Source organism: Chryseobacterium sp. DT-167 (assembly GCF_058310155.1).
In genome coordinates, this window is the sequence record NZ_JBZEEQ010000015.1 from 36,148 (window position 1) to 61,044 (window position 24,897).

Here is a 24,897-nt window from a genome sequence, read left to right on the forward strand (position 1 = left end):
TTAGTCTGTTTTAATTATGGAAAAACAAAGAAAAAAGCTGGTACTCACCTCAATGGTATTATTGGCTGGTATAAGTTTTGATGTTCGTAGATATGCTGATATGCTATTTTCCGTTTTCTGCCCTGATGACACTAAGTGTCTGCTGGGTAATCCCGAGATAGGATGCAATATGCCCTAGCGGGACGCGCAAGAGGATTCCCGGATAGTTTTGAAGCAGAATATTATACCGTTCCTGAGCGGTTTGAAATTTTATTGAATGGAGCTGATCTGAAAGCTGCTTGATAGCGGACACGGCCAGAAAACGTGACAAGCGCTGAAGTTTTGGGTCTGTGTCCACATATTGTTCAATCAGGGCATAATCAACCGTTCTAATAACACTGTTCTCGAGAAGCATCAAGTTGTAAGGGTAGTATTGGTTTAGAAAAACATTTTCAATAGGCGTATAAATTGAGCACTCCTGAAGAAAATGATGGGTAATATCTTTACCGTCTTTCAGATAATATAACCGCATCAAACCACTTTCAAGATAGAAAAATTTCTTTGAGTTAGTTCCCTCGGCGAGCAGCTCATGACCTTTCGGCAAATCCTCTGTTTCAAAAAGATGATCTAGCAATGTGATCAGATCATTGGGTAACCCAACGTTTTTTTTAAGATAGTCAATCAGTTTCATCTGTTTTTTATTTACTATTTGAAAATACGGTGATTGAAAAATATAAACCCTGCGTCTGATCCTGCAGGACCTATATTCACAATGTACCGAAGCAATAATCTGTTCCGCTAAGGTAATATATTTCATAATATCTCCTCAACTTATAGTTCAGCTGCAGTCAGGTTTTAAAGAAATAAATCGTTAAGGCATCCATTCTGTTTACTCAAAAATGTCAGTTACAAAGCGGTTGTTTTTCTCAACATGTTCTTCCCAATGTTTTAATGAAGTTTCGAAATCTGAGTCGATTATCTCCTGATAAATTTTAATCAGTGTCTCCCGGACTGCCGGAGCCATATATTTGCCATCGCCACAGAGATAAATAGTTGCCCCGTTTTGAAATAGCCGCTTTACCTCTTCCTTGTGTTTCCAGACACTGTGCTGTACATATGGCGTATCGATGTCAGGTATCGTCGAAAAAGCAGGAAGGACACGGACTACATTTTCTCTTTCCCAGTTTCGCAATTGGTCCTTATAAAGGAAATCTATATTTTCTGCACGGCATCCAAAAAAGAGCAGCATTTCTCCTACGGGTTCCCCGTTTGCTTTTTGAATAGCCCGCTCCTGGATAAACCCTCTGAAAGGCGCTATACCGCTGCCTGCACCAATCATAACTAAAGGCTGGGAAATATCCTCAGGAAGATGAAATGCTTCTGGCGATGGCTGTACTTTCACAGTAATTCCCGATCCAACGGGTAGCTCAGCCAAATAACCGGATGTTGTACCTTTATAATTTCCCAAACCGGAAAATGCTGGCGCATTTGTTACTGCTACCGTTAAAGTACAATGGTTTTTGTTCCATAAAGGAGATGAAGAAATAGAATAACGGCGCGGCTTCATTGCAGGCAACATTTCTAAAAATACCTCAAACGGCACTTCGCAGGCAGGATTGAGCTGCAAAAGATCCGTAAGGCTAAGTCTTTTGTTTAATACCTCACTTTTATAGGTCTCATCGCTGGCATATTGGGCTAATCTTATTCTCTCCGGCGGGCATAGTGTATACGCGGTTAGCTTATCAATCTGCTTTTGAGTAGCTACTTGGTTCAGCTCAACGTACTGGCTGATCAGATCGCCTGCTTTTACGGGATAACCTTTAGGGAGTGGTGTGTTTATATTGTCCGTCTTGACAATAACCTGTGTATCATAATCTAAATGAAATCTTTTCAATAAGGCTGTAACTTTATCTTCCGGATTTAGCGGCAATACAGACAGATAGTCACCACTTCGATAGGTCATACCGTCTGGTAATGCGATCTCCAGATGTCGCTTTGAACGTGCATTTGGTATGTTCATTTCAACCAGTTCTTCATTAACGATCACAATGCCACGTTTCATGTCCGGTTCATTTAAAATACTTGACCTTACATCGTTTACAACCTCTATTACATAGCTGCCTGCCTCTTTTATTGTATTTACCTGTAAAGAAAAATGATTAGCAAGATCCGGCCAAAGCGATTCGTACCATCTGTCAAAGTCTCCAAACAGATCATGCTTTGCATCCGCTTCGCCACGGGACAGTAACCGGTTTGCTCCCAACTCATTTAAACGATGGTCTATGTAAGTCGGTATTGCCTGGTACGTTTTATTCCAATCTGTATTTCCACACCCAAATACAGCATACTGAACGCCTTGTAAACTATTATCCTGCTTGGATTTCAGCCAGCTGACAAATTTTTTGGCATTATCCGGTGGCAGACCTTCATAAGATGCGGTTACAATAATCACTGCTCCGGTTGTTGGAAGATTTTCCGTAAAGCTGTCCAAAGTAGCCATTTTTGCATCATAGCCTTGTGTGGTTCCATCTTTTGTGATTCGGTAGGCAAAATCCTGACACGTTCCGCTATTGGAGCCAAATAAAACCAATAATGGTGTCTGATGCGCCTGAAAGTTTGCTGTTACTTCAGGTGCTGCTACAGTATGCTTGGAATCAGTACAAATAGCAGCAGGATCAATACCTTTTTCATTACGTTTTACAGCTTTTATAAAAAAGCCATTGGGTTTCAGTGTTAGGGACTCCTTTATCTTTAGCTGGTAGCCGGGATCGGTTTCATGTAAGTCAAAACGCTGAAGGATCATTGCCAGTACAAGGGTAGCCTCTTGCATCGCAAACGGACGACCGATGCAGGCACGTTGACCATTTCCAAAAGGTTTATAACTTCCGGGTGACATCTTGTTGGTATTTTCAGTATCAAACCTTTCAGGTTCAAAAGCTTCTACATCGCCTTTCCAGGATTTACTGCTTCGGTGCAGAGAAGGCAAAAGGACCAGAATTGCGTCTTCTTTTTTAATTTCATACTTGCCTCCGATTATAGTGTCTTCGTAAGGACAAAGTCCGAATAGGGGAGCGGTCGGCCATAACCGAAGACTCTCTTTTAGAACCTGATCTATATATTCGAGCTGGCTAAGATGCTCAAAACGAGGTGTGTTATTTCCCAGTACTTTATCTACTTCTGCCTGCGTTTTTTTTAGCTTATCAGGATTTTTCAATAATAGATGAATGGCAAACGATAGCATACCGCTGGTTGTCTCATGTCCTGCAATAAGGAAGGTCAACATCTGATACGTGATGTTCCGGTCATCGAGACCTTCTCCTGATAAAGGATCTTTACCTCGCAGCATCAAGGATAGAAGGTCATCAGGCCATTGTTCTGGGGGTAACTTCCTGCGCTCGGCAATAATATCAGTTGCTACGGTATTCAACAGGTTGATTTCCTGTTCGTAATTCCTCCTTGTAATAAGCAGTAGCCTGTTGATGATGGGCAAACGTCTGACGTAATGACTTGCTTCCTGTAGTGCATGAATCATAGCACCTACAAAAGGATGCATCTCTTCATTGTAAAAACTGTTGAAACGGAAATCAAATGCACAAAGCGCTATGGTATCCAGAGTAAGCCTGGTCATATTATCCGGCACATCCAATGATGTTTCCGGCCCTAATCTTTCCCATTTAAGCAGCAATTGCTCCGCTATATCAAGCATTTGCGGAAACATGGTTTTAATTGCGCCCGGACCGAATGCCGGAACGAGAATCCGGTGTGCTTTTCCCCAGTTGCTTTCTTCTGTATAAGCTGTAAACAGTCCATCACCTCCAAAGTCTCTTATTTTTTCAAGGGGCTTATGGACTTTCTTGTCAAACCGTGATTCGTCACAGACTTCGGTTACCAGGTCCGGATCCGAAATTACTACTGCTGTCTGATCTCCAACCTGGAATTTAAATATGCTGCCATAGGTATCAGCCAGCCGCATTAAACTTTGCACAGGTGCATCCGCATCTAAAGCCAGAACATTTTTTATAATAGGGTATACTTTGGGCTGAGGTATTTGCTCGATCATCGTTTTCTTTTTATCTTACATAAAGATGAGGACATAAAAGGACTTATTTTTTAAGATATCTTAAAAAATAATAGAGCTATTGGGTTAATCTGCTCAAAATTGTTTCTTAAAATAATGAGAATTGAAAGAGATCACAGCCTCTCGAAAAAAGGAATTGAATACATACTAAGGAGCTCTTGACGTTGAATCTGTACTTTCTGTTTTAGGAAATGTACTGCTAAGAGTGTCAAAATACAACACTCAGAGAAGGCATTGACTTCGTCGAATCTTCGATTTCGGCTTTAGTAAATTTAACCATAAGAGAGTATCAAAATTTAATGTCTAATCAATTTAAAAATGTAGCATAAGGAGTGTCTAAATTTTGTCTCAAAAATAGTTGCAAGTTCACCTGATGATTACCAATATTATTTACCTGATCATGCCCATCTCAAAAATCTGGTCGATGAAGCGAGACGCAGCATCAGCAATCTCGAGAATGGAATTCTTAAGTTCAATCGATAAAAAAACTTCCCCGAAGGGAAGCTAAAAACACAAATGATGAAAAAATTATCCTATTGAATAGGATGTTATAAAGATAACTATTTTTTAAATAAATCACAATGGGCCAGCTAAGTTTATTCGATGTGGAAGAATTTTATGAATTTCCAAAAGACCTTTTGGAATACAAGGAGAATTTTCTGAGCAGGGAAGAGGCGATGGATTAAAAGACCATCTGCTTCAAACCGCTCCATGGGAACAGCGTACTCAGAAAATGTATGATAAGACCGTCTTAACACCGCGACTAACGGCCTGGTATGGCGATAAGAACAAATTATACGAATCGGCTGATAATAATACATCAGGTACCAATCCCTGGATCCCGGAGCTGTTATCCTTGAAAGAGCGAATTGAACAAGAATTTGGTTATAGGTTCAATAGGGTACTATTAAACCTCTATCGTGACCACAATGATTCAGTAGCCTGGCACAGGGACAAAGAAAGCAGGTATGGAGGCGTCCTGTTATTGCATCCATCAGCCTTGGACAAACCAGAAGCATCGATTTCAGAAAGAAAGACCATCATCAAAGCAAATATAACCTGCCACTCCCAAATGGTTCCTTACTCATTATGAAAGGGGATCTTCAGGAAAATTGGGAACACCGGATTGCTAAATCTACCGTGCCAATGAAGGAACGGATTAATCTTACATGCCGATTGATCAGTGAAGCATAACGAGCTGAAAAAATCTCTAACATTTTAGAGCAGACCGATATTTCTTTCATAACCGACTAAGGTAGCATGTCAATGCGCTAATGTGAATAATACTATGAATTTAAGAGTTCGAATCTAATAAAAGCGACCAATATGCTCAAATCATGGGAAGTTGAAAAGGTAGTATCAGTTTTGAAAATTTCAAGATTACTTCAATTGCTATTTCACATGTTGCTATTTAATTTCTAAATCAATAAAATTATTTGTTCATCGAGTTTAGATAAGGATTACATTTTTTGTGCGTTCAAATCCTTATATTATATAAGTATTTTGTACGGGAATCTCAACAAATATGGTAGGCCGCTAATTGCGTAGCATACCCATATTTGTTAAGTCCTTTAAAGAGCAGAGCTCCGTGATATTACTTATGATTTAATATCAATATGAGCTTTTGCATTGGGATCTTTTTGAAAATCTTTTTGTAATTGTTCCCAACTGTTATCATTGGGATCCATTGCAGAATGGATGTAGGCCAAAATAGATTCGCAGACAAAAGCAACACGCTCCGGATTTTCATCAGATGTTTCAGCAACATCCCATCCGGAAATACCGCCGTAGATATGTTCCGCACCAAATACAGTCAATAAACTTTTACTTCCGGGACTTTCATAATAGGCATCCGCACGCCAATTTTCAACGTCGGAAAAATTGAGGTTGATATCTTTGTCACCGTATATGACAAGTGTAGGAAGAGACATCTTTTTGTAGTTGATCCCTTTTAAGATAGGATAATTGGTTAAGGCAAAATCTCCGTTAAGACCTTCCGGACTTCCAGGTGCGCCGATCATTACTCTGGCTTTTAATCTTGGATCGGGCAGACTTATTGTCTCTCCGGTACTATTGTCCGTGACTTCAGCACCTGCGAGCATTCCTACGGTAAGCGCACCAAGTGAGTGGCCGATAGCAGATACCTGAGATTTATCGGCACGGTTTTCCAAACCCGGAACCGTGGTTAAGATTTGGTCAAGATTGTCAAGAATAAAATGAATGTCTTTTGCTCTTGATTTCAAAAATAAACGTCCTTCAGGACCAGTATGATCAAGACCTAAGAGTTTGGAATCAGGATGCGTTGGCTGAATTACAATGAAGCCTTTTGAAGAGAAGAACTCGGTCAAAGGTGCTAATCCTCTTAAGGAAGAAAGATAGGTTGAAGGACCGTGACCATGTGAGAAAATTACGATAGGAAGATGATCTCCATTGACAGGCGCAGATATCTTAAGGTGCATCTCCGCAGGTCTGTCGGAAACAGGTATTACTAGAGGACTGTAAGTCATAACAGGATTTGTATTGAATCCAATAATTGAAGTTTGATTTTGATTTTGCATCGTGTAAATATTTTAGTTTAACAATACACAAAGGTTGGTATATTTAGGCATTCTCACGTAGCTTAAATGAGGATTTGCGTAGCCAGAATGAGAATGGTATTTTATACTATTTAAACTGATTTCCAAAATAAAAGAGAAACAATTCCGCCTATTTTTGGAATTTATTTCTCTTTAATCAAAACTATCGGTGTTAAATATTGTACTGAAGATTGTGACGTCATTTATTAATTATAGTTGTAAGTCTTGACAATTAAGTAAATGAATGTCTGAAATCTACCGGAGATATTTGGGTCTTTGTTTTAAACAGTTTGCTAAACGACTGAGGATGCTCGAAACCCAAATGATAGGCGATTTCTGAGATTGTGAGATCGGTTGTAGACAAGAGCTCTTTCGCTTTTTCAATCATTTTATGGTGTATGTGTTGTTGCGCATTTTGTCCGGTTAACGAACGTAACATATCGCTGAGGTAACTTGGTGACAAGTTTACAAGTTCGGCGCAATACTGTACAGTAGGAATACCGTGAGTAGAAGTCTTCTCATGATTAAAATAGTCATCCAGTATCATTTCCAATTTTTCGAGTAGACCATTGTTTACCACTTTTCTTGTAATGAACTGGCGTTTGTAGAAACGACTACAGTAATTCAATAATAATTCGATTTGTGAAATAATGACATCTTGACTGAAATCGTCAATGCGGCTGTTTAATTCATCAAGAATAATATCAAATACAGAGAGGATAGTGCTTTTTTCTTTATCAGATAAATGCAATGCTTCATGAGTAGAATATGAAAAATAACCGTACTCTTTTATCTTTTTTGCCAAAGGGTATGATAACAGAAAGTCAGGATGAATCAGCAGGACATAACCGGATTTTTTAATTTCATCCGGGCTTTCAAACAATTGGTTTGGGGCAGTAAAAATTAAGCCGCCCTCGCTAAAGTCATAATGATTTTGACCATATTTAACTATGGATGACATACTTGTCTTGTACGCTACTTTATAGTAATTGAGAACCATCATATTAGGAAGTTCATCCGAGACTATATTGACGTCATCAAGATTGATCATGCTTATCATTGGGTGCAATGGCTTTGGTAGCCCTAAAGCCCTATGGAAGTCATTTAACGAATCAAATTTTCGGTGGGTTGGTTCTTCCTTTTTCATCGTTTAAATTTAATAAAATTAATTAATAGTTTGTTCTATCGAGCTATTCCTTCTCTAACCATTTTTTAAATAGTTGAATATACATTGGCATTATTACATAAGTCATCAATAGAACCAAAACCACTGATAATATGAGGGTACGTATGAGCAGTGGAATTTGCATCAATAGACCATCAAAAAAATAAGACAATGGTGGAAATATCGAAAATATCACATGATTCTTAAGAGTATAAATGATTTTTTTATTGCTTATTCAAAAGCTTCTTTGTTATAAATTCATTAAAAAAGAAATCCCTATAAATATTTCCAATTGGTATTTCATTTATACCTATGTATACAGTATTATTATCTACAGAATCTATTTTGTTTACATTAATTACATAAGATTTGCTAACCCTGACAAAGAAACTTTTTGGAAGTAGATCATGAATAGTTTTAATATTCATCAGAGTAATCACTTTTTGATTATCTAAACAGATAACCACATAATCTTTTAAACCTTCAATAAATAGAATATCACGGAAATATAGTTTAAACATCCTACGTTCTGCTTTAACAAATAAGTAATCATCTGTTCCTGCTTCTATATTGGAGGTTCCATTTTTCGTCTCAAAAAGTTGAGAATAGCTTTTAGCTTTTTCAACAGCCTTTTGGAAACGTTCCAATCTTACTGGTTTTATGAGATAATCCACAGCGTCAACTTCATAGCTGTCTGCTGCAAATTCTGAAAAAGCAGTGGTGAAAATGATAAGGGTTTTTTTAGGAATTGTTTTAGAAAATTCAATCCCATTTGTGCCGGGCATTTGAATATCCAAGAATACCAAATCTACCGTATTAGGATTGTTTTTTAAAAATCCGCCTGCTGATTCTGCTCCGTTGAAGGTCTGCAACAATTCCAAATTATCAGTTTTTTCAATCAACATCTGTATGGCCTCTCTCGCCAAAGGTTCATCATCTACAATTATGCATTTCATTTTTTTTCTAAAATTTTCACATTATCAATTTACAATTTCTCCATCAACTTCTAAATAACAAAATAATCGTCCGAAATACTTGTATTTTCTTTCTGTATTAGCTCTAAGAAGACACGTGCTTCGTCCACTCCTTTTTTAAATCTTTTATAAATTACAGATTCCGATAGATACTCAGTATCTTTTTTATAAGCTGTATTGGCAAAAGGAGAAAATTCAGGAATATAAATTACGAAGGTATTTTCCGGAATATTTTGTATAAAATCCAAATTATTGATATCATACATCTGGATGTCAAAAAAAACAACATCGATTTTGATACTTTTCAAAAACACATGCGCTTCGAAAGTTGTGTTAAATGCTGATACAAACTCGATATCATCTGTTTGCACAATTAGTTTTTCGATGGTGTTTTTCATCGAAGTGTCGTCGTTTACAATAATACATTTCATAAGTAGAAATTTATTTGTTTTTAATAGATCGTATGCAATCGCTTCACATTTTTTGAATTGAGTCCTTATCAATTCTTCGATTTCATAGTTTGATAGTTAAATAAACAGTAAAAGTCTCTACATCGTCAACAATTTTTAAAGTATGATTTGATGGAAATAATAGTTCTAATCTTCGTTTTGTATTGGTAAGTCCGAGTCCTCCAGAAATCGCAACTGCCTTCTGCAAAGGTTTTGAATTGACACATTGAAAGTTAAGCTTATGATCTCTTACCTCAAAAAAAACATTGACGTAGGATGACCTTGCAGAATCATTGTTATGTTTTACTGCATTTTCCACAAACGAAATAAATAATAGAGGAGGAATTTGTATGCTGCTGAGATTTCCTTCTTTGGAAATAAGAAAACTGAAGTTATCGCGTCGTATTTTTTCCAGGTTCAGAAAATCTTCCAGAAAACGAATATCCGATGTCAGTAGAACTTTTTCTCTTGCACTGTCATATAATTGATAGCGTAACAAATCGCTCAGGCTCACTAAAACTAGCGAAGCTTTCTCAGGGTCTTTTTGGGTAAGAACATTAGCATTATTCAGCATATTAAATAAAAAATGCGGATTGATTTGGTTTTTCAGTTGTTCCAACTCAGTTTGAGCGTTGGTTCTTTCCAATTCGTTTATAAGTTTTGCATCCGTTATCCATTGCTGAAATAATTTTACCGATGCCGATGCAATAATAAGTACCATGACCATAAATGAAAAGGTGAAAAAGTTAATATCATCATCCTGGTAAGGCAGTAAATTAGGTTTAAAATAATATGAAGCAATCTCATGTATAAAAAACGATAAGATCATGCCTGAAAGCACATAAAGACTATAGCTCAAGTATTTTTTTCTAAACAAAAATTTAGGTACAAAAAGATACATATTACTATAGGCTAGTAAAATTATCTGAAAAAAAATAACGATCCGATTATAGCTTTCAAAGGGTTCTATATAGTCCGGCGGACTGTAATATAAAACAAGAATACTAAATGCAATTAATAATGAGTGGCGGCCAAGTCGGTATTTTCCTAAAATGAAAAAATCGACCATCCAATTGGTATCCAAAGTTTTTTTGTGTATAGTTTTATTCATAAATCTATTTTAGATTTCAAGCAAATGTAACAATACGAAAGAAATAAAAATTTTTTCTATACAAAAGCACATTATTAATATACCAAAATAAGATTTTAACATAGCAAATCTTTAAAGAGTTTAAATAATAATACAGTCAGGAAAAAATATTTTCAATGATAATTTTTGTTCTAGAAATCTAGTTTCTTTTTATGAAATCTACGGGTGCAATTTTTTTTACTAGATGAAAAAACTGCTTTAATATATTAATTAACGCATTTTGTATATATAAAATATTCGAGGTAAACAAAGAGATACTTTAGCTGAAAATTATAACATTTAATTCTAAATTCTAATAAATGAAAAGCAGGATCAGACTCTTTCTATTAATCTTTTTTGCATTTGTAATCCACACATATTCGCAGGAAAAAGTGACACTTAGCGGTACAATAGCCAATAAGTCCAGTACCGAAACATTAATTGGTGTGAATATTTACATTCCAGAAGCCAAAGTAGGCATAATTACCAATTCTTACGGGTTTTATACCACAACTTTGCCAAAAGGGACTTACACAATTATCATAAGCTACATGGGTTTTGATAATATGACAGAAACTATCACACTGGTCGAAAACACCAAAAGGAATTTTGGGATGGCAGAAAGCATTAAAACAATTGATGAAGTTGTTATTCATAATAATTCAACAAAAGCAAATATCCGAAAACCGGAAATGAGCACAAATAAATTGTCTATTGCAACGATAAAAAAAATGCCGGCCATTTTGGGTGAAGTGGATGTCTTGAAATCGATATTACAGCTTCCAGGAGTTACAAACGCTCAGGAAGGGGCATCGGGATTTAACGTGAGAGGTGGTTCCGTTGATGGAAATCTGGTATTGCTTGATGAAGCCATTGTTTACAATACCTCGCATTTATTCGGATTCTTTTCTGTTTTTAACTCCGATATAATCAAAGATCTAAAACTGTACAAAGGAGGGATTCCCGCTAATTTTGGAGGACGGATATCCTCAGTTCTGGATATTTATCAAAAGGAAGGAAATAACAAGGAGTATCATGTTAATGGAGGTATAGGATTAGTCTCAAGCCGGCTGCTTGTTGAAGGTCCTATTGTTAAAGATAAAAGCTCTTTTGTGGTTGCAGGGAGAGGGTCTTACGCACATCTTTTTTTGAAAATGGCAGATGAACCAAATTCAGCCTATTTCTACGACTTAAACACCAAGTTCAATTACAAATTCAATGATAGGAATAATGTTTTCGTATCAGGTTATTTTGGTAACGACAACTTAAATTTTAATAACAGCTTTATAAACGTCTATGGTAATAAGCTTTTTAATCTAAGATGGAACCATATATTCTCAAATAAGATTTTCTCTAATGCATCAGCCATTTACAGTGATTATGATTATCGGATTAAAGTGAAAACCATTGGTCTTGACTGGAAATCAGATATAAAAAATTACAATTTCAAATATGATTTTAAACACTATTTTTCAAATGACCTGACTTTAAATTACGGTATAAATTCAATTTACTACAGTTTCAATCCTGGAACAATCTGGCCATATGGAGATGCTTCAGCGATCAATCCGGACCAACTGGCCAAAAAATATGCTTTTGAGAATGCGGTATACATCAGTGCCGAACAAAACCTTTCTAAAAAATTATCACTGAATTATGGACTTCGCTACAGTAATTTTCAAAGATTAGGCCAGCAGGAAGTGTACACTTATTCCAATAATCAGCCCCTTGTTTTCAATCAGCAGTTTCAGATCTATGAAGAGGCTGATCCAACGGGAACGATAAACTACAAGAAAAACAAAAAGATCGCAAGTTTTGACAACCTAGAGCCCAGACTTGCCATTTCTTATTCCCTGAACAATGACCAATCCATCAAGGCCAGCTACATTAGAATGAGCCAATATGTTCATTTAATTTCCAATACAGCCTCTGCAACTCCGCTCGATATATGGGCACCTACTGACCAATACCTCAGACCGGAAATTTTAGATCAGATAGCAGTAGGATACTTTCACAATTTTAAAGATAATAAATATTCCTTGGAAGCTGAAACCTTCTACAAAAAAGTAAAAAACAAAGCAGATTATATTGACGGCGCAGATTTACTTGGGATTGATGCTGTAGAAAGAGTGCTTTTAAACGGCGAAGCAAGATCGTACGGTCTGGAATTGATGTTCAAAAAAAATACAGGAAAGCTGACAGGTTGGGTATCCTACACTATTTCTAAAGCAGAACAAAGAACACCAGGCCGAAATGCAGAAGAGCCGGGTATAAATAATGGGGAATGGTACAGGGCAAATTATGACAAACTGCATAATTTATCTATTACTGGCGCTTATGCGTTAAATCCGAAATGGTCATTTGGGGGTATTTTTACTTTCCAGAGTGGGAAAGCGGCAACATTTCCTAATGGAAAATATCAATATCAGGGTATTACCGTTTCGAATTACGGAAAAAGAAATGGTAATTCTTTATCTGCATACCACCATTTGGACATATCTGCAACTTACACTCCTAAACCCGATAAGAAAAAAGGATGGAGGGGTGAATGGAATTTCAGTATTTACAATCTTTACAGCAGAAGCAATGCGGCATCTTACAGTTTTAGACAGAATGAAGATACGGGGATAAGTGAGACCAGGAGAACATCCATTTTTGGTATTGTTCCGAGTGTAAGCTACAACTTCAAATTTTAAAAAATAATTAACAGACTTTTAAATATAATAAAATGAAACTATTACAAAAAATCATCATACTACTATCCGTTGGACTGCTTTTGACGGGGTGCGAAGAAGTCATTACTGCTGATCTTGATACAGCAGCGCCAAGGCTGGTTATAGACGCTTCTATAGACTGGGTAAAAAATACGGCCGGCAATGAACAAAAGATTATATTGTCGACAACGACCGGTTATTACAGCCCCGAATTCCCAACCGTCTCCGGAGCCGTAGTTACTGTAACAAACCCGTCAAATACGGTCTTTAATTTTGTAGAAATCCCAGAAACAGGGCAATATGTCTGTAGCAATTTCCTTCCTGTTATCGGACAGACTTATAACTTAAAAATTGTTTTGAATGGGCAGACCTATACTGCTTCAGAAACATTGACAGCTGTTCCTGAAATTGAAGATAATATTGACCAGAACAACAACGGTGGTGATACCGGTGATGAAATCGAAATAACATTTTACTACAAGGATGAGACAAGTCAGACAAATGCTTATCTGACCAGTATTACCCACCCGCATACGCCATTCCCCGAACTTGAAGTTGAAGATGACGAGAACACTAATGGCAATTTAATGCAGGAATCTTATTCTTCTGAAGATTTAAAGGCTGGAGATCAGATAGACATAAGACTGTACGGAATTTCAAAAAACTATTACAATTATATGTTCAAATTAATAAAAGCTTCTGGAAATGATGGCAGCCCTTTCCCAACCATACCAAGTGCAGTCCGCGGTAATATTGTCAATCAGACCGATAGCAAAATTTACGCTTTTGGATATTTCAAATTGGCGGAAATGGATCTTAAAAGCTATACCGTTAAATAATTAAGTTATTGTGAATGCGGTAAAATACATTTTTTTATCGCATTTTAACCTTCATAAATCATTTAAAAAACTGGACTTAATCTACTTAATTAGATGTCAAAATCTTTTGTCATTTATATTTCACAGGCTGAAAAGCTTGTCATTGCTTTGTGCTCATAAAATTAAACAGATAACAAGAAGAATCTGATTAAAAAGATGCTATAAGAGCTTATTACTCCTCTTTTCTTTATCACCAATATGCAAAGGTCTTCCACAGGTCTTCTCTCACAATACTGAATAAAGTTAAAGGAATTGAAGGCAACGCAAATAACGGGCAACATAGTACAGATAAAATCTATACAGGAACGATGAGTCCAGAAATAATAAAAATAAATGAATGAAACCGCTATCTCGAACTTTAACAAAGTTAAGTTCTCTTATTTTATTTTGCCCCTACTGTTGTTGGCTGTTGTCGCTACCTATCTGTATGCCCAGGATGCATGGTCATCCGGTAAATATATAAGCATACAAAAAGAAGCTTTTATTTACTTTAATCAGCGATTATCCAAATTTCCTGTACTGATGTCTAACTTCACTCAGCTTGGAGATGCGCTGATTATCCTTTCTTTATGCACTATCCTTATCTTTTATGCTCCGCAGATTTGGGAAGCTTTAATTTCAGCATCACTAATCTCAGCCCTTTTATGCTGTCTTTTTAAATGGCTTTTCAACATACCCCGGCCGGCGGCAGTACTCGAGAAAGACAGCTTTGTTATTATAGGCAAGGCTTATTTTGGGAATAACAGTCTGCCTTCCGGACACGCCATCACGGTCTTTACCGTACTTACCGTACTACTTTTGGCATTAGTGCCAAAAAATAGTACTGCGAAAATAATATGGATCACTCTGATTATCGGTATGGGAATCTTATTTTCGTTATCTAGGGTTGGTGTAGGAGCACATTATTTACTTGATGTAGTGGTAGGAAGTATTATGGGATATATTTCAGGAATATCAGGCATTGTCGTAAACCGATACTATAAAATATGGAGTTGGGTTGGAATAAAGCAATATTATTCTTTGTTGCTTATAGTATTCATAGTCTGCAGTATCGTGTTGATAAAGAAGATACTATCCGATAATTTAGTTATCTTTTACTTGTCATTGCTAAGCTTATTTATTACAACTTATATCCTAATCAAGAATTATGTTAAAAAATAGTTTTAAGTTTTATTTCTATATTTTAGGAATCAGTGTGCTGAATCTGGTACTATTCCACCTTCCGTTCTTCAAATTTGTTATAGATAACATCGACTACATGACATTTAATGGCGGCTTCTTGGTGTTTAGTCTGTTCCTAATGACCATTGTTGCCAATTTATTTGCTTTTTATATGCTGCTTTTCTGTTCGGGAATTGTGGGTCGAATTTTAGTAAGCATTTTTTTTCTGATCAATGCAGTCGCTCTTTATTTCATTAATACATATGGTGTGATCATTGATGAAAGCATGATTGGAAATGTTTTAGATACCAATTATAGCGAATCAAGCAGTTTCTTTTCCTACAAGCTATTATGTTATATTACTTTTCTTGGACTTGTCCCGGGCTATTTTATTCTTACCATCCGTGTTGTTAAAGAATCAATAAAGAAATGTTTATTAACTATGTTCAGCAGCATTGTATTTATTCTTTTATTTGTTTTTGCCAACAGCAGCAACTGGCTTTGGATTGATAAAAACTCCAAAACGCTGGGCGGATTGGTGATGCCTTGGTCTTACACGGTCAATACAGCGCTTTTTTACATGCATCAGCATCAATCCAATGAAAAAGAAATACTATTGCCGGCAGCAAGGATGATCGATAACGATAAAGCAGTTGTTGTACTGGTTATTGGAGAATCTGCGAGGCGGGAAAACTTCTCACTCTACGGATATGGAAAAAAGACCAATCCGTTACTTTCCAAAATCAATAACCTCCATACGTTCCAGGCAAATTCCTGCGCTACTTATACGACAGCCGGGGTGAAATGTATTCTGCAGCATGAGGATACGGATGATCTTTATGAAATACTTCCCAACTATCTCTACCGTAATAACGTCGACATCTTATGGAGAACGACAAACTGGGGAGAACCACCGGTACATGTGAATGATTATCAAAATCACGAAATACTGCAGTCCGGATGTAAGGGCGAAAATTGCGGCTATGATGAAATACTTGTCTCCGGATTGAAAGAAAGGATACGATCAAGTAATAAGCTTAAAATACTGATTATTTTACATACCAGTACCAGCCATGGTCCCATTTACAGTAAAAAATATCCTAAACAGTTTGAAGTTTTCAGCCCAGTTTGTAATAGTGTGGAATTGAGTAAGTGCTCTCATAAGGAACTCATAAATGCCTATGACAATACGATAATATATACAGATTATATATTATCCCGTGTGATCAGTGAGTTGAAGGAATTGAAAGGTTATCGCAGCTCAATGATTTATGTTTCAGATCACGGAGAGTCCTTAGGTGAGAAAAACTTATATATGCATGGGTTACCGGTAAACCTTGCGCCTAAACAACAATATGAAATTCCTTTTATCGTTTGGTCTTCAGGAGGTCCGCCAATAAAAAACGACCAATTCGTGTCTCAGAATTACGTTTTTCATAGTGTTTTAAGATTTCTGGGCATACAAAGTCCAGTTTATAATGAGAAAATGAGTGTTTTTAAATAGATAGTTTTGACTTTTTGGGTTCATTTGAGCATTTTACGGAAGGCACCTGCATCAAGGTGAAACTGCCATTTTCTGACTGAGGATAAAACTTTGTCTCAAATTTCTATCAGCTTTGGCAACACTGATTTTTTTCAAAGGATTTCCTTTAAATTTTTCATAAACATAATTGTTACCCCTGAAATAAATCTTCTCAACGGAAAAAATTTCCTTTGGAATATTGGCTCCAAACCACAATTCGTCAGACTTTTGCTTCCAGGTCACTTCATAGAGTATTGTGCCTTCAGGATAATTAGAATCTGAATGTAGCTTAGCATAATGAAAAGCGATTTCATTTCCATACAAAGTTGACATTGTGCTATCGTTAGGCTGGATTGATGAAGTGATGGGACTCATCAACAGAGGATTTTCCTCCAATCAATCCATCACTTCGCTGGGCAGATGCTCTGATATTTACTGTCTCTTTTGCTTTTTGTCGCAAGAGATCATTAATATTAATGTGAAAAATAGAACTATTTTTTTCATTATTTCTTAATTTTTTTAAGTTGGGAAATTAAATATAAGGGTGAAGTAAAATTGTTTCTTTTAAAACGAAAGGCTCCGTGAAAATTTTTATGGAGGATCAGGTCTTGCCTGCTTTCACAGAATTAAAGGAAGAATTTTTATTAAACGGAATTGCTGTTGAGATCAATCACATAACGGAGATTTAAAGATCCATTAAGAGATCCGTCACGATGTGGTCAATAATTTCATCTATGGAGTGGTGGGGCAGAAAAGAATTGTTTCCGAATACATGGTGGATGATGACAACTTTCCAGACCTGGATAGCAATGTTACTTATTTCCCTAAAACCTATTTTAGAGATTCACGGGAAGGATACGATGTTCAGTACTTTACCAAAAATGAATTGATCAGTGATGTTTTAAAACACTATGACCGATTCTTAAGATAGTTGCTGAAGAGTCAAACGAAATGTTTATAAGCAGTGATAATAATGCGCAGACAGAATGATAATATAATGCTTTCCAAAACTATATTCCTAGAAACAGATATAGGATGCGATTTAATTCAGAATCTGTTATTTTAATTGGACTATGCGGAAATTATTTGGAGATACACCCCTGACAGATTTAAAATATTTTCCGAAATGAGAATTATCATTGAAACCCAATTCATAGGATATCTCGGTGATCGAAAGTGACGTATGAAGCAATAATCTATCTGCTTCCAGTATAATTCGGTTTTTGATGACCTGCCCTGCTGTTATGTCAAGGATTTCTTTTACCAACGTATTAAGATAGCTGGAATTTATATTTAATTTCTCGGCATATTTTGAAGTGGTTTTCAATTCCTTGTAATGCAGGTTTACAAGATCATTGAAATCATCTACCAGTTTCTTCTTATGATCTACATAACGATTGATCAGGTCTTTTTTGGATGAATTTCTAATATACTTCAGCACAAAAACTTTCAGAAGCAGGCATAGAATTTCTTTTCTCGATTGTCGGTGAGATTGATATTCACTTCTAAGTTCCTTAAATGTCTGCTTAATATCTGATAAGTTTTCAGATTTTAATGAAATAAATGGGGAAACGTTATGAAGTGCAGTGTCGCTTTTGATCATATTATTACCTGTATAGACGTGGTTGTAAAATGATTTGGTAAATAAAATGACTTCACCTTCAATAGATTCGTGGTCTTTGAAGTAGTAGACCTGATTATAGTTAATGAAAAATAAAGTATGTGATTTCAACTCAAATTCCCGATCATCGATGATGATGGAACCATCTGCATTTTCGAAAAGCAAGACCGCATAAAATTTATTTTTATAATGCAACCCTGACTGTAATTTACCATTAAAAGCAGAAAAAGGCATCATCAGAAATTCGTTCCTCGTTGCTGAACGTAGGTCGAGCCTACCTAATGTCAAAGAAAGTATATTTGGAATCAGATTCTTTTATTTATAATCAAATATATGGATATTAATTCAATTGCGATTTTTTGGGCAAGAATAGATAAAAGTTAGTTTGTATTTTCTAAAATTTTAGACTCTGCAGAATGGATTTCGTGATCAATCAACTTATCAACATATTCAGAATTCATCGCACGCAAAACAGCCAGATAACACATGCTAAAGTCTACAGTGTCACCCACTTTCAAATTATTTGGGTTATCCGAGAGATCCAGAATCATCATATCCGAACTCGCACCTATGATCTTGACATCCTGCGTAATTGGTTCAATCTGTTTGTGGTCAATATCCAGCACACCCACGTCAACAATAGCTCTCACAGATGTTTTTCCTTTTTTTGATACATCGTGCTGCGGTGTTTCGCCATTAAGGTTTGTTCCGGCGTCACCTGCAGGTATCATTGGCTTTTGTGCAATTTCAATGATCTCGGCGGTGAGTTTGAAAACATCCTGATACATACCGCTGATGGTGGAATCATTGTAGACATCTGTTCCGAAAAATAAAGACTCTCCAATTCTGAAATGATTGATTCCGGAATGGATCTTATTCTGAAATATCAAAGGAATGGTGACCGATGATCCTGCGGAGATGAAAGGTATTCTTGTTTGATGTGATTCTTCGATGATCTCTTTAAAACTATGGAGTTTCATCAACTTTTTCTCATCCGGTAAAATACCATTTAGGCAATTAAGATTGGTTCCGATCCCTACAATATTGATGTTTGGGAATTTTTTCACTTTACCGAAAAAACGGGAGAGATCCCTAACCATAATGCCTTCCCGCAATTCTCCCATCTCTACCATGATGACGATCTTGTGTATCTTGTTTTGCAACACGGCTTCTTTCGAAAGAGCTTTTACGGTTTCAATTTCACTGTTGAAACTGACGTCGGCATATTTTACAATGCTTTTTGCCAATCGTTTGGCCGGCGGTTTTATGTAGACCGTTTGTGTTTTGGGTGATAATTTTTTGATGTGCTTCAGGTTCGTCAGCCTGGAGTCACAGATCTCTTTATCAGAAAATTCGAGAAGACATTCCAGAAATTTCTCGTTTCCACACAATAGTTTTGCCACTACCGCCCATTCAATGTGGTGTCCTGCGAAAAGCTGATCCAGATAGTGGTAATTATATTTTAGTTTATTTGAATTTAGAGTGATGTATGACATTTTATTTTTTTAATCGCATTTCAAGGTACTTGTTTGTGAAACCTAGCTTTTTGTAAAGATGCATGGCAGGATTATCAGGTTCACAATGGAGTGCGATGTCGCCCTCACAAGAGTCAATGGCGTTTTGCATGAGAAGTTTGCCAATTCCCTGTCCGCGTACTTTCTTATCAGTTGCGATGTAGACAAGTATGTTTTCAGGGATATAACCGCCCATTCCGGTTTTGTTCACAACCGCAGCTCCTACAAGTTTGTGACTACTTTGGTCAGTAGCGGTGACGATGATTCCGCCTGGCTTGTTCTGATGTCCTAAAGAATAGTCTATTGCATCAGCAATGTCGGCTTCTGGATCGCCAAATTGCTCCAAATGTTCATAGAGAAACTCAATAATTTCTTGTTTCTGCTTTTCTTCTATTTTATCTTTTTCTGAATATTTTTGTATGATCATTATATATAAAAATTTTATCCCGGGTGCGGAAGCGTGATATCATAACCGGCATTGGCATTTGACGAGGTTTGCTTCTTTTCATATTTATTCTTTAGAAAAAATAAAGGAATATCCGTGTTGTTGATTATTTGTTTGAAGAAGTTTTCCAGAAAAAATGATTTCCAGCTGTTTTCATCCCGGTAATTGAGAATGATAATGTCTGCTTCGTCATCCTTGGAATGTTCTGAGATCTGTATTGCCTTTTCGCCGGTCATAACAAACTGAGATCTGTATTCCTGCGAACTTTCTTCAAGTGTTCTTTTTACTTCCAGATAGGCACTTTTAATTTTACTGATATCTTCCTGATCACTGATTCCTAAAAGATTAATGACGCCTTTATTCTTTTCGGCAATGGTTACCGAAAGATCTATCTTATCTGAAAGATCGTCCAGTACCCTTACCGGAACAAGTATTTTTTCAAATGTATATTTTCTGCAACTTTCCGGAACTAAAAGTACGGAAGTGTTTGAACCCGTCAGGATCTCGTAAGACAATGAACCAACAATGACCTGAACAAAGTTTTGTTTTCCAGAGGTGGCACAGACCACCAGGTCCACATCTTGATCTTCGATGACTTCATTAATGCCATGTATCAGACTGTCATTTTTAAGGATGGTTTCAGTAATTAATGTTGGATACTGAGCCTTCAGAGAAAGTTCGATCTGGCGCAAAGCATTTTCGGCTCTTTGCACATTGTCTTTTACAATATCGGCACCCAATAATTGTTTTCCGGTCTTGTCGATCACAAAGAAATTATCAATATTGTGCAGTATAATAAGACGTGAGTGATGCCTTGACGCAATATTCAATGCCATCAACAATGCATTCTGCGATTTTTCTGTGAAGTCGGTGGTTAAAAGAATAGTATTGATTGAATTTTGCATTTAAAATGGTATTTACATCAGTATATTGATGTGCAAAGTTCGCTAATGTTTGTAGTAATGTATGTTAGAAAATACTGGTAAAGTGGTATAATTTATAGGCAAGGTTTTAAGAATGTGTAAAACTGACAACTGTATATTTGATGATTGCCTAACGTTTTTTGATAGTAGAGATGCGTTCTTAAAAAAGGTAATTTGAGAGCGGTTACTTCTTAAAAAGATCATGGGTTCAATATTACCGTAAAATACAACCAACAAATAAGCTGTGGCGGGATATTTGATATTTTCACCTCAAGCCGCTTGAGTATTACAGCTTCGCCTAAACGTACTGAATATTACAGCAATTCACAAAATCCTTTTTAGCAATAATAAATTTACGTCCTCTATGGATCAATATCTGATTATTTTAGTAATACTCAGCGCTGTCATTTTCAGTGTGGCATGGATGCCCGGAATTTCAAAAAAAACTGGCATCTCGTACTCCATTTTTTATGTAGCATTAGGATTTTTAATTTATCGTCTGGCTCCCAATTTTCTGCCGGATCCGCTGCCTCAAAAAAACGAAGACCTAACACTTCATTTAACAGAATTGATTGTCATTATCTCGCTGATGGGTACGGGTATCAAGATCGATCGGAAATTTTCTTTCAAGAGCTGGTCATCCCCGTTGAAACTGGTAGGTTTTACCATGTTATTATGTATTGGTGCAGCAACGGGAATGGGCTATTATTTTTTAGGTTTAGGTCTTGCTTCGGCAGTATTGCTGGGCGCTGTTCTTGCTCCAACCGATCCAGTTCTCGCATCGGATGTACAGGTGGGACCTCCAAATGAGGGAATGAAATCAGAGACCAAATTTGCGCTCACATCAGAGGCTGGACTCAATGACGGAGTAGCCTTTCCATTTACCTGGCTTGCCATTACTGTTGGCGTTATTCTATCAGGCAAAGAAGGTAGTTTTTTTGACTGGTTTGCTTTTGATGTCATCTACCGCATAATTGCCGGTATCGTGATCGGATTTCTTGCGGGAAAAAGCATTGGCATTTTGTTGTTCCGCATTTCAAAAAAATGTGAGATTTTAAGAACCAGAGATGGTCTGGTGGCAGTTGCCGCTACTTTATTGGTGTACGGTATAACAGAAATCATTCATGGTTATGGTTTTATTGCGGTGTTTATCTGTGCAATCACGCTAAGGCATTTTGAGAAAGATCACCAGTATCACGATAAACTTCATTCTTTTACGGATCAGATAGAAAGGCTGCTCGTGTGCCTGCTGCTGATTATTTTCGGAGGAGCCTTGGCGATGGGTATTTTGAAACCCATAACTTGGAAAATGGTTTTATTTTCGATGACTTTCCTTTTAATAGTAAGGCCTTTATTTGGATGGTTGGCATTGGGCTCTTCAAAAATGAAAAATAGAGAAAAGCTGGCAATCGGATTTTTTGGCATTCGAGGGATGGGTTCAATATTCTATCTTGCATTTGCTGTCAGTAAATTTAATTTTAGCCATCAGGATGAATTATGGGCTACTGTTTCTATAACGATCCTCTTTTCAATATTGATTCATGGTCTTACCGCCACGCCTGTCATGGAATATCTTAAAAGAGAAGAATAGCATCAGGCTATTGGGTTCCTGCCGAAAAAGTCTTACATTCTAAGAGAATACTTTATTTCTGACCACATGGTCTAATCCTTAGCGTATTGATTGCCTGGCAATCAACTACCATGATTTTATATTTATAATAGATGCTTTTACATAATATTAGATCCTTTGATAATAATTTTTAGTCAGAGTACCCTTTAAGCAATTGCCTGTAACTCATTAAAATCGATGATTTTGAAATAAAGCCTAGGAAGATATTCTGCTGATCGACTACAGGCAAGCTCCACGTACCGGTGTTGTCAAAGATCTGGAGGATCTCTCTCGGCTTGTCTTCCGGATGGATAAATGCAGCCGGGGCTCTCATTATTTTTGTTATTGTAGGTGTCAAATCATTTTCATCATTGAAAAAATAAGGTCTGATATCATCTAATGTAAGAATACCTCTCAACTTTTTATCATTATCGATAACTGCGAAAAAATTCTTGTTCCCATTCTTTACTAAATCAGACAACTCTTCTATTGAAGCATTTTCATTAATAGTTTGGGAATATCTATCAATGAAATCTTCTGTGTGGAGTGAGAAAAGAAGATTCTTATCATGCTCATTCGTGAAAATCTTACCTTGGTCGGCCAAAGATTTTAGTTCTGGAGATATCGGTGAAAACCATTTTACAATGAGATAGGAGATCACGGAAACAATCATCAGAGGTATGAAAAGGTCGTATCCAAAACTGGACTCAGCAATAAGAAATATGGCAGTTAACGGGGCGTAAAGAACACCACTCATCGCACCGGCCATTCCTACCAGAACTAAGTTTGATACAGGTACTTCCTTGAAGCCGATCTGTTGGCAAATCACGGCAAATAAAAATCCGACGGTGCCTCCTGCAAAAAGTGATGGTGCAAAATTACCTCCATTTCCGCCGCTGAAAATTGTGAAAGATGTCGCAAAAGCCTTTAACAGACATACACAAACTAGAAATACAATAATCGTCCATTCTTTGATGTCAAAATATCTAAAGAGACTGTTTTCAATGATCGAGTTTGTATTGCCATTGGTAAAGGCCTTGACTGTATCATATCCTTCTCCGAATAGTGGTGGAAAAAGCACACAGAGTAACGATAGGATCGCTCCACCCAGCATTGCCTTCCGCAATCGGGACATTTTCAGACCTTTGATAAAATGCTCCACTTTTTGGGAAACAATTAAAAAATATCGTGCATACAGTCCTGTCACAATACCCAATATAAGATAATAGGGAAGATTCCTGTAATCGAATGCTTCTCGGGTATGAAACCTAAAAAGGATATCTTCCTGAAGCAGAATCCTGGATAGGAGGCTACCACATACCGCAGCAACTACCAGTGGGATAAAATCTGTAAAGACCACTCCTGTCAGTAGGATTTCAAAGGCAAACATTACTCCGGCAATAGGAGCATTGAAAGCCGAGGCTACACCAGCTGTGGCTCCGGCTGCCAAAAGTAGTGTTCTTTCCTTGTAATTCAGGCGGTAGGTTTGCGCGTAATTGGAACCAATGGCCGCACCAGTCACAGCGATAGGGCTTTCTAAACCGGCAGACCCTCCTAGGCCTACGGTTATTGCACTCTGGACAATTTGGGAATAGGTTTTGACGGATGAGACGATACTCGAATTCTGAGCGATCTCATACAATATGGCACCTATCCCTTTTCTGTCCTGTCCTTTAAATATCGTCAACACGATACTCGTTGTCAATACGATTCCCAAAAAAGGAAAAATGATATAGAATAGGATCTGATATTCAAAATGAACCTTGTTCGTTATAAAGAAATGGATATTGTGTACTATCGTTTTCAGCAGAACACCAGCCAGACCTGCTGTACAGCCCACTAGAATTCCGGAGAGAAGTAAAAACTGGCTGCGGCTGAGCCTGTTGTTGAGCCAGTGGAGGATCAGTTCATAGCTGCGGGCCTTTTCAAGTCCATATTTTTGGAAGTCTCTCTTGAACCTGAGAAAACTTATATATTTTTTTTTATTGTTGATATTCACTTATTTGGATCGCTTTTATTTGCGAGAGGATGTTAATTAGAATACGCAATTTTTTTAGGGTTATTGCAAATATACCAAAAGGATATGGGATGGCACCTCTATCTCTGCGAAATCAATAAGATCTGTATTCTAAAATATGGTAGAAAACGATCTTTCATTTT

At 36.9% G+C, this 24,897-nt stretch carries 22 protein-coding genes; 8 read left to right on the forward strand and 14 right to left on the reverse strand.

Translation table 11 applies throughout. The annotated features are described in order from the left end of the window. Positions 1-103 precede the first annotated feature (103 nt). Positions 104-670, reverse strand: coding sequence for a Crp/Fnr family transcriptional regulator (locus tag AC4FQ5_RS17440; protein ID WP_491145375.1), 567 nt, complete (start codon positions 668-670; stop codon positions 104-106). Positions 671-868: 198 nt separating this feature from the next. After that, a complete protein-coding gene (locus AC4FQ5_RS17445) occupies positions 869-4,039 on the reverse strand; it encodes a bifunctional cytochrome P450/NADPH--P450 reductase (protein ID WP_491145377.1) in 3,171 nt (1,056 codons plus the stop codon). Positions 4,040-4,790: 751 nt separating this feature from the next. Here AC4FQ5_RS17445 and AC4FQ5_RS17450 point away from each other — a divergent pair. Next, positions 4,791-5,150, forward strand: a complete 360-nt coding sequence (locus tag AC4FQ5_RS17450; protein ID WP_491145379.1) for an alpha-ketoglutarate-dependent dioxygenase AlkB — start codon at positions 4,791-4,793, stop codon at positions 5,148-5,150. After that, on the forward strand, positions 5,075-5,251 hold the full coding sequence (locus AC4FQ5_RS17455; protein WP_491145479.1) for an alpha-ketoglutarate-dependent dioxygenase AlkB: 177 nt from the start codon (positions 5,075-5,077) through the stop codon (positions 5,249-5,251). The genes AC4FQ5_RS17450 and AC4FQ5_RS17455 overlap by 76 nt, the downstream gene beginning before the upstream one ends. Before the next feature lie 404 nt (positions 5,252-5,655). On the opposite strand, the gene AC4FQ5_RS17460 is transcribed toward AC4FQ5_RS17455, so the two are convergent. The 6 genes from AC4FQ5_RS17460 to AC4FQ5_RS17485 all read right to left on the reverse strand — a co-directional run bounded on the left by AC4FQ5_RS17460 (position 5,656) and on the right by AC4FQ5_RS17485 (position 10,332). Next, on the reverse strand, positions 5,656-6,615 hold the full coding sequence (locus AC4FQ5_RS17460) for an alpha/beta hydrolase family protein (protein ID WP_491145380.1): 960 nt from the start codon (positions 6,613-6,615) through the stop codon (positions 5,656-5,658). Between the two features lie 250 nt (positions 6,616-6,865). Then, the gene (locus tag AC4FQ5_RS17465) at positions 6,866-7,780 is read right to left on the reverse strand and encodes a helix-turn-helix domain-containing protein (protein ID WP_491145382.1); all 915 of its coding nucleotides are present in this window, start codon (positions 7,778-7,780) and stop codon (positions 6,866-6,868) included. Between the two features lie 43 nt (positions 7,781-7,823). Beyond that, a complete protein-coding gene (locus AC4FQ5_RS17470; RefSeq protein WP_491145383.1) occupies positions 7,824-7,994 on the reverse strand; it encodes a hypothetical protein in 171 nt (56 codons plus the stop codon). A 28-nt stretch (positions 7,995-8,022) separates the two neighbouring features. Continuing rightward, positions 8,023-8,754, reverse strand: a complete 732-nt coding sequence (locus tag AC4FQ5_RS17475; protein WP_491145385.1) for a LytR/AlgR family response regulator transcription factor — start codon at positions 8,752-8,754, stop codon at positions 8,023-8,025. A 50-nt stretch (positions 8,755-8,804) separates the two neighbouring features. After that, a complete protein-coding gene (locus AC4FQ5_RS17480; RefSeq protein ID WP_491145387.1) occupies positions 8,805-9,203 on the reverse strand; it encodes a hypothetical protein in 399 nt (132 codons plus the stop codon). 82 nt (positions 9,204-9,285) lie between these two features. Beyond that, positions 9,286-10,332, reverse strand: coding sequence for a sensor histidine kinase (locus AC4FQ5_RS17485; protein WP_491145388.1), 1,047 nt, complete (start codon positions 10,330-10,332; stop codon positions 9,286-9,288). Between the two features lie 338 nt (positions 10,333-10,670). Between AC4FQ5_RS17485 and AC4FQ5_RS17490 the strand changes: the two genes are divergently transcribed. The 4 genes from AC4FQ5_RS17490 to eptA all read left to right on the forward strand — a co-directional run bounded on the left by AC4FQ5_RS17490 (position 10,671) and on the right by eptA (position 16,607). Continuing rightward, positions 10,671-13,046 carry a TonB-dependent receptor gene (locus tag AC4FQ5_RS17490; protein ID WP_491145390.1) on the forward strand — a complete coding sequence of 792 codons (2,376 nt, stop codon included), beginning with the start codon at positions 10,671-10,673 and terminating at the stop codon, positions 13,044-13,046. Between the two features lie 32 nt (positions 13,047-13,078). Further along, positions 13,079-13,903 (forward strand): DUF4249 domain-containing protein, encoded by an 825-nt coding sequence (locus tag AC4FQ5_RS17495; RefSeq protein WP_491145392.1) that lies wholly within the window; start codon positions 13,079-13,081, stop codon positions 13,901-13,903. Between the two features lie 372 nt (positions 13,904-14,275). After that, a complete protein-coding gene (locus tag AC4FQ5_RS17500; protein WP_491145394.1) occupies positions 14,276-15,103 on the forward strand; it encodes a phosphatase PAP2 family protein in 828 nt (275 codons plus the stop codon). Next, the gene (gene eptA, locus AC4FQ5_RS17505) at positions 15,090-16,607 is read left to right on the forward strand and encodes a phosphoethanolamine--lipid A transferase EptA (RefSeq protein WP_491145395.1); all 1,518 of its coding nucleotides are present in this window, start codon (positions 15,090-15,092) and stop codon (positions 16,605-16,607) included. Before AC4FQ5_RS17500 ends, eptA begins: the two co-directional genes overlap by 14 nt. A 51-nt stretch (positions 16,608-16,658) precedes the next feature. Here eptA and AC4FQ5_RS17510 read toward each other — a convergent pair whose 3' ends face one another. Beyond that, a complete protein-coding gene (locus tag AC4FQ5_RS17510) occupies positions 16,659-17,000 on the reverse strand; it encodes a hypothetical protein (protein WP_491145397.1) in 342 nt (113 codons plus the stop codon). Between the two features lie 340 nt (positions 17,001-17,340). Here AC4FQ5_RS17510 and AC4FQ5_RS17515 point away from each other — a divergent pair, with 340 nt between their 5' ends. Next, positions 17,341-17,556 (forward strand): hypothetical protein, encoded by a 216-nt coding sequence (locus AC4FQ5_RS17515; protein ID WP_491145398.1) that lies wholly within the window; start codon positions 17,341-17,343, stop codon positions 17,554-17,556. Positions 17,557-17,682: 126 nt separating this feature from the next. Here the strand turns inward: AC4FQ5_RS17515 and AC4FQ5_RS17520 are convergent, their stop codons facing one another. The 4 genes from AC4FQ5_RS17520 to AC4FQ5_RS17535 form a co-directional block, all read right to left on the reverse strand. Next, positions 17,683-18,534 carry a helix-turn-helix domain-containing protein gene (locus tag AC4FQ5_RS17520; RefSeq protein ID WP_491145400.1) on the reverse strand — a complete coding sequence of 284 codons (852 nt, stop codon included), beginning with the start codon at positions 18,532-18,534 and terminating at the stop codon, positions 17,683-17,685. A gap of 92 nt (positions 18,535-18,626) precedes the next feature. Further along, positions 18,627-19,742 (reverse strand): alanine racemase, encoded by a 1,116-nt coding sequence (locus AC4FQ5_RS17525; protein ID WP_491145401.1) that lies wholly within the window; start codon positions 19,740-19,742, stop codon positions 18,627-18,629. A 1-nt stretch (position 19,743) separates the two neighbouring features. After that, positions 19,744-20,187 (reverse strand): GNAT family N-acetyltransferase, encoded by a 444-nt coding sequence (locus AC4FQ5_RS17530; RefSeq protein WP_491145403.1) that lies wholly within the window; start codon positions 20,185-20,187, stop codon positions 19,744-19,746. A gap of 14 nt (positions 20,188-20,201) precedes the next feature. Continuing rightward, complete coding sequence (locus AC4FQ5_RS17535; protein ID WP_491145404.1) at positions 20,202-21,110, reverse strand: universal stress protein; 909 nt, start codon at positions 21,108-21,110, stop codon at positions 20,202-20,204. Positions 21,111-21,492: 382 nt separating this feature from the next. Here AC4FQ5_RS17535 and AC4FQ5_RS17540 point away from each other — a divergent pair, with 382 nt between their 5' ends. Continuing rightward, the gene (locus tag AC4FQ5_RS17540; protein ID WP_491145406.1) at positions 21,493-22,719 is read left to right on the forward strand and encodes a cation:proton antiporter; all 1,227 of its coding nucleotides are present in this window, start codon (positions 21,493-21,495) and stop codon (positions 22,717-22,719) included. A 169-nt stretch (positions 22,720-22,888) separates the two neighbouring features. Here the strand turns inward: AC4FQ5_RS17540 and AC4FQ5_RS17545 are convergent, their stop codons facing one another. Further along, complete coding sequence (locus tag AC4FQ5_RS17545) at positions 22,889-24,577, reverse strand: chloride channel protein (protein ID WP_491145407.1); 1,689 nt, start codon at positions 24,575-24,577, stop codon at positions 22,889-22,891. Positions 24,578-24,897: the final 320 nt, after the last annotated feature.

Excerpts from the sequence above, each read along its gene's own strand:
- AC4FQ5_RS17540 (WP_491145406.1), top strand. The coding sequence starts at position 21,493 with ATGGATCAATATCTGATTATTTTAGTAATACTCAGCGCTGTCATTTTC.
- AC4FQ5_RS17485 (WP_491145388.1), bottom strand. The coding sequence starts at position 10,332 with ATGAATAAAACTATACACAAAAAAACTTTGGATACCAATTGGATGGTC.
- AC4FQ5_RS17450 (WP_491145379.1), top strand. The coding sequence starts at position 4,791 with ATGTATGATAAGACCGTCTTAACACCGCGACTAACGGCCTGGTATGGC.
- AC4FQ5_RS17525 (WP_491145401.1), bottom strand. The coding sequence starts at position 19,742 with ATGTCATACATCACTCTAAATTCAAATAAACTAAAATATAATTACCAC.
- AC4FQ5_RS17500 (WP_491145394.1), top strand. The coding sequence starts at position 14,276 with ATGAATGAAACCGCTATCTCGAACTTTAACAAAGTTAAGTTCTCTTAT.
- AC4FQ5_RS17480 (WP_491145387.1), bottom strand. The coding sequence starts at position 9,203 with ATGAAATGTATTATTGTAAACGACGACACTTCGATGAAAAACACCATC.
- AC4FQ5_RS17495 (WP_491145392.1), top strand. The coding sequence starts at position 13,079 with ATGAAACTATTACAAAAAATCATCATACTACTATCCGTTGGACTGCTT.
- eptA (WP_491145395.1), top strand. The coding sequence starts at position 15,090 with ATGTTAAAAAATAGTTTTAAGTTTTATTTCTATATTTTAGGAATCAGT.
- AC4FQ5_RS17475 (WP_491145385.1), bottom strand. The coding sequence starts at position 8,754 with ATGAAATGCATAATTGTAGATGATGAACCTTTGGCGAGAGAGGCCATA.
- AC4FQ5_RS17535 (WP_491145404.1), bottom strand. The coding sequence starts at position 21,110 with ATGCAAAATTCAATCAATACTATTCTTTTAACCACCGACTTCACAGAA.
- AC4FQ5_RS17510 (WP_491145397.1), bottom strand. The coding sequence starts at position 17,000 with ATGAGTCCCATCACTTCATCAATCCAGCCTAACGATAGCACAATGTCA.
- AC4FQ5_RS17440 (WP_491145375.1), bottom strand. The coding sequence starts at position 670 with ATGAAACTGATTGACTATCTTAAAAAAAACGTTGGGTTACCCAATGAT.
- AC4FQ5_RS17465 (WP_491145382.1), bottom strand. The coding sequence starts at position 7,780 with ATGAAAAAGGAAGAACCAACCCACCGAAAATTTGATTCGTTAAATGAC.
- AC4FQ5_RS17530 (WP_491145403.1), bottom strand. The coding sequence starts at position 20,187 with ATGATCATACAAAAATATTCAGAAAAAGATAAAATAGAAGAAAAGCAG.
- AC4FQ5_RS17490 (WP_491145390.1), top strand. The coding sequence starts at position 10,671 with ATGAAAAGCAGGATCAGACTCTTTCTATTAATCTTTTTTGCATTTGTA.
- AC4FQ5_RS17445 (WP_491145377.1), bottom strand. The coding sequence starts at position 4,039 with ATGATCGAGCAAATACCTCAGCCCAAAGTATACCCTATTATAAAAAAT.
- AC4FQ5_RS17460 (WP_491145380.1), bottom strand. The coding sequence starts at position 6,615 with ATGCAAAATCAAAATCAAACTTCAATTATTGGATTCAATACAAATCCT.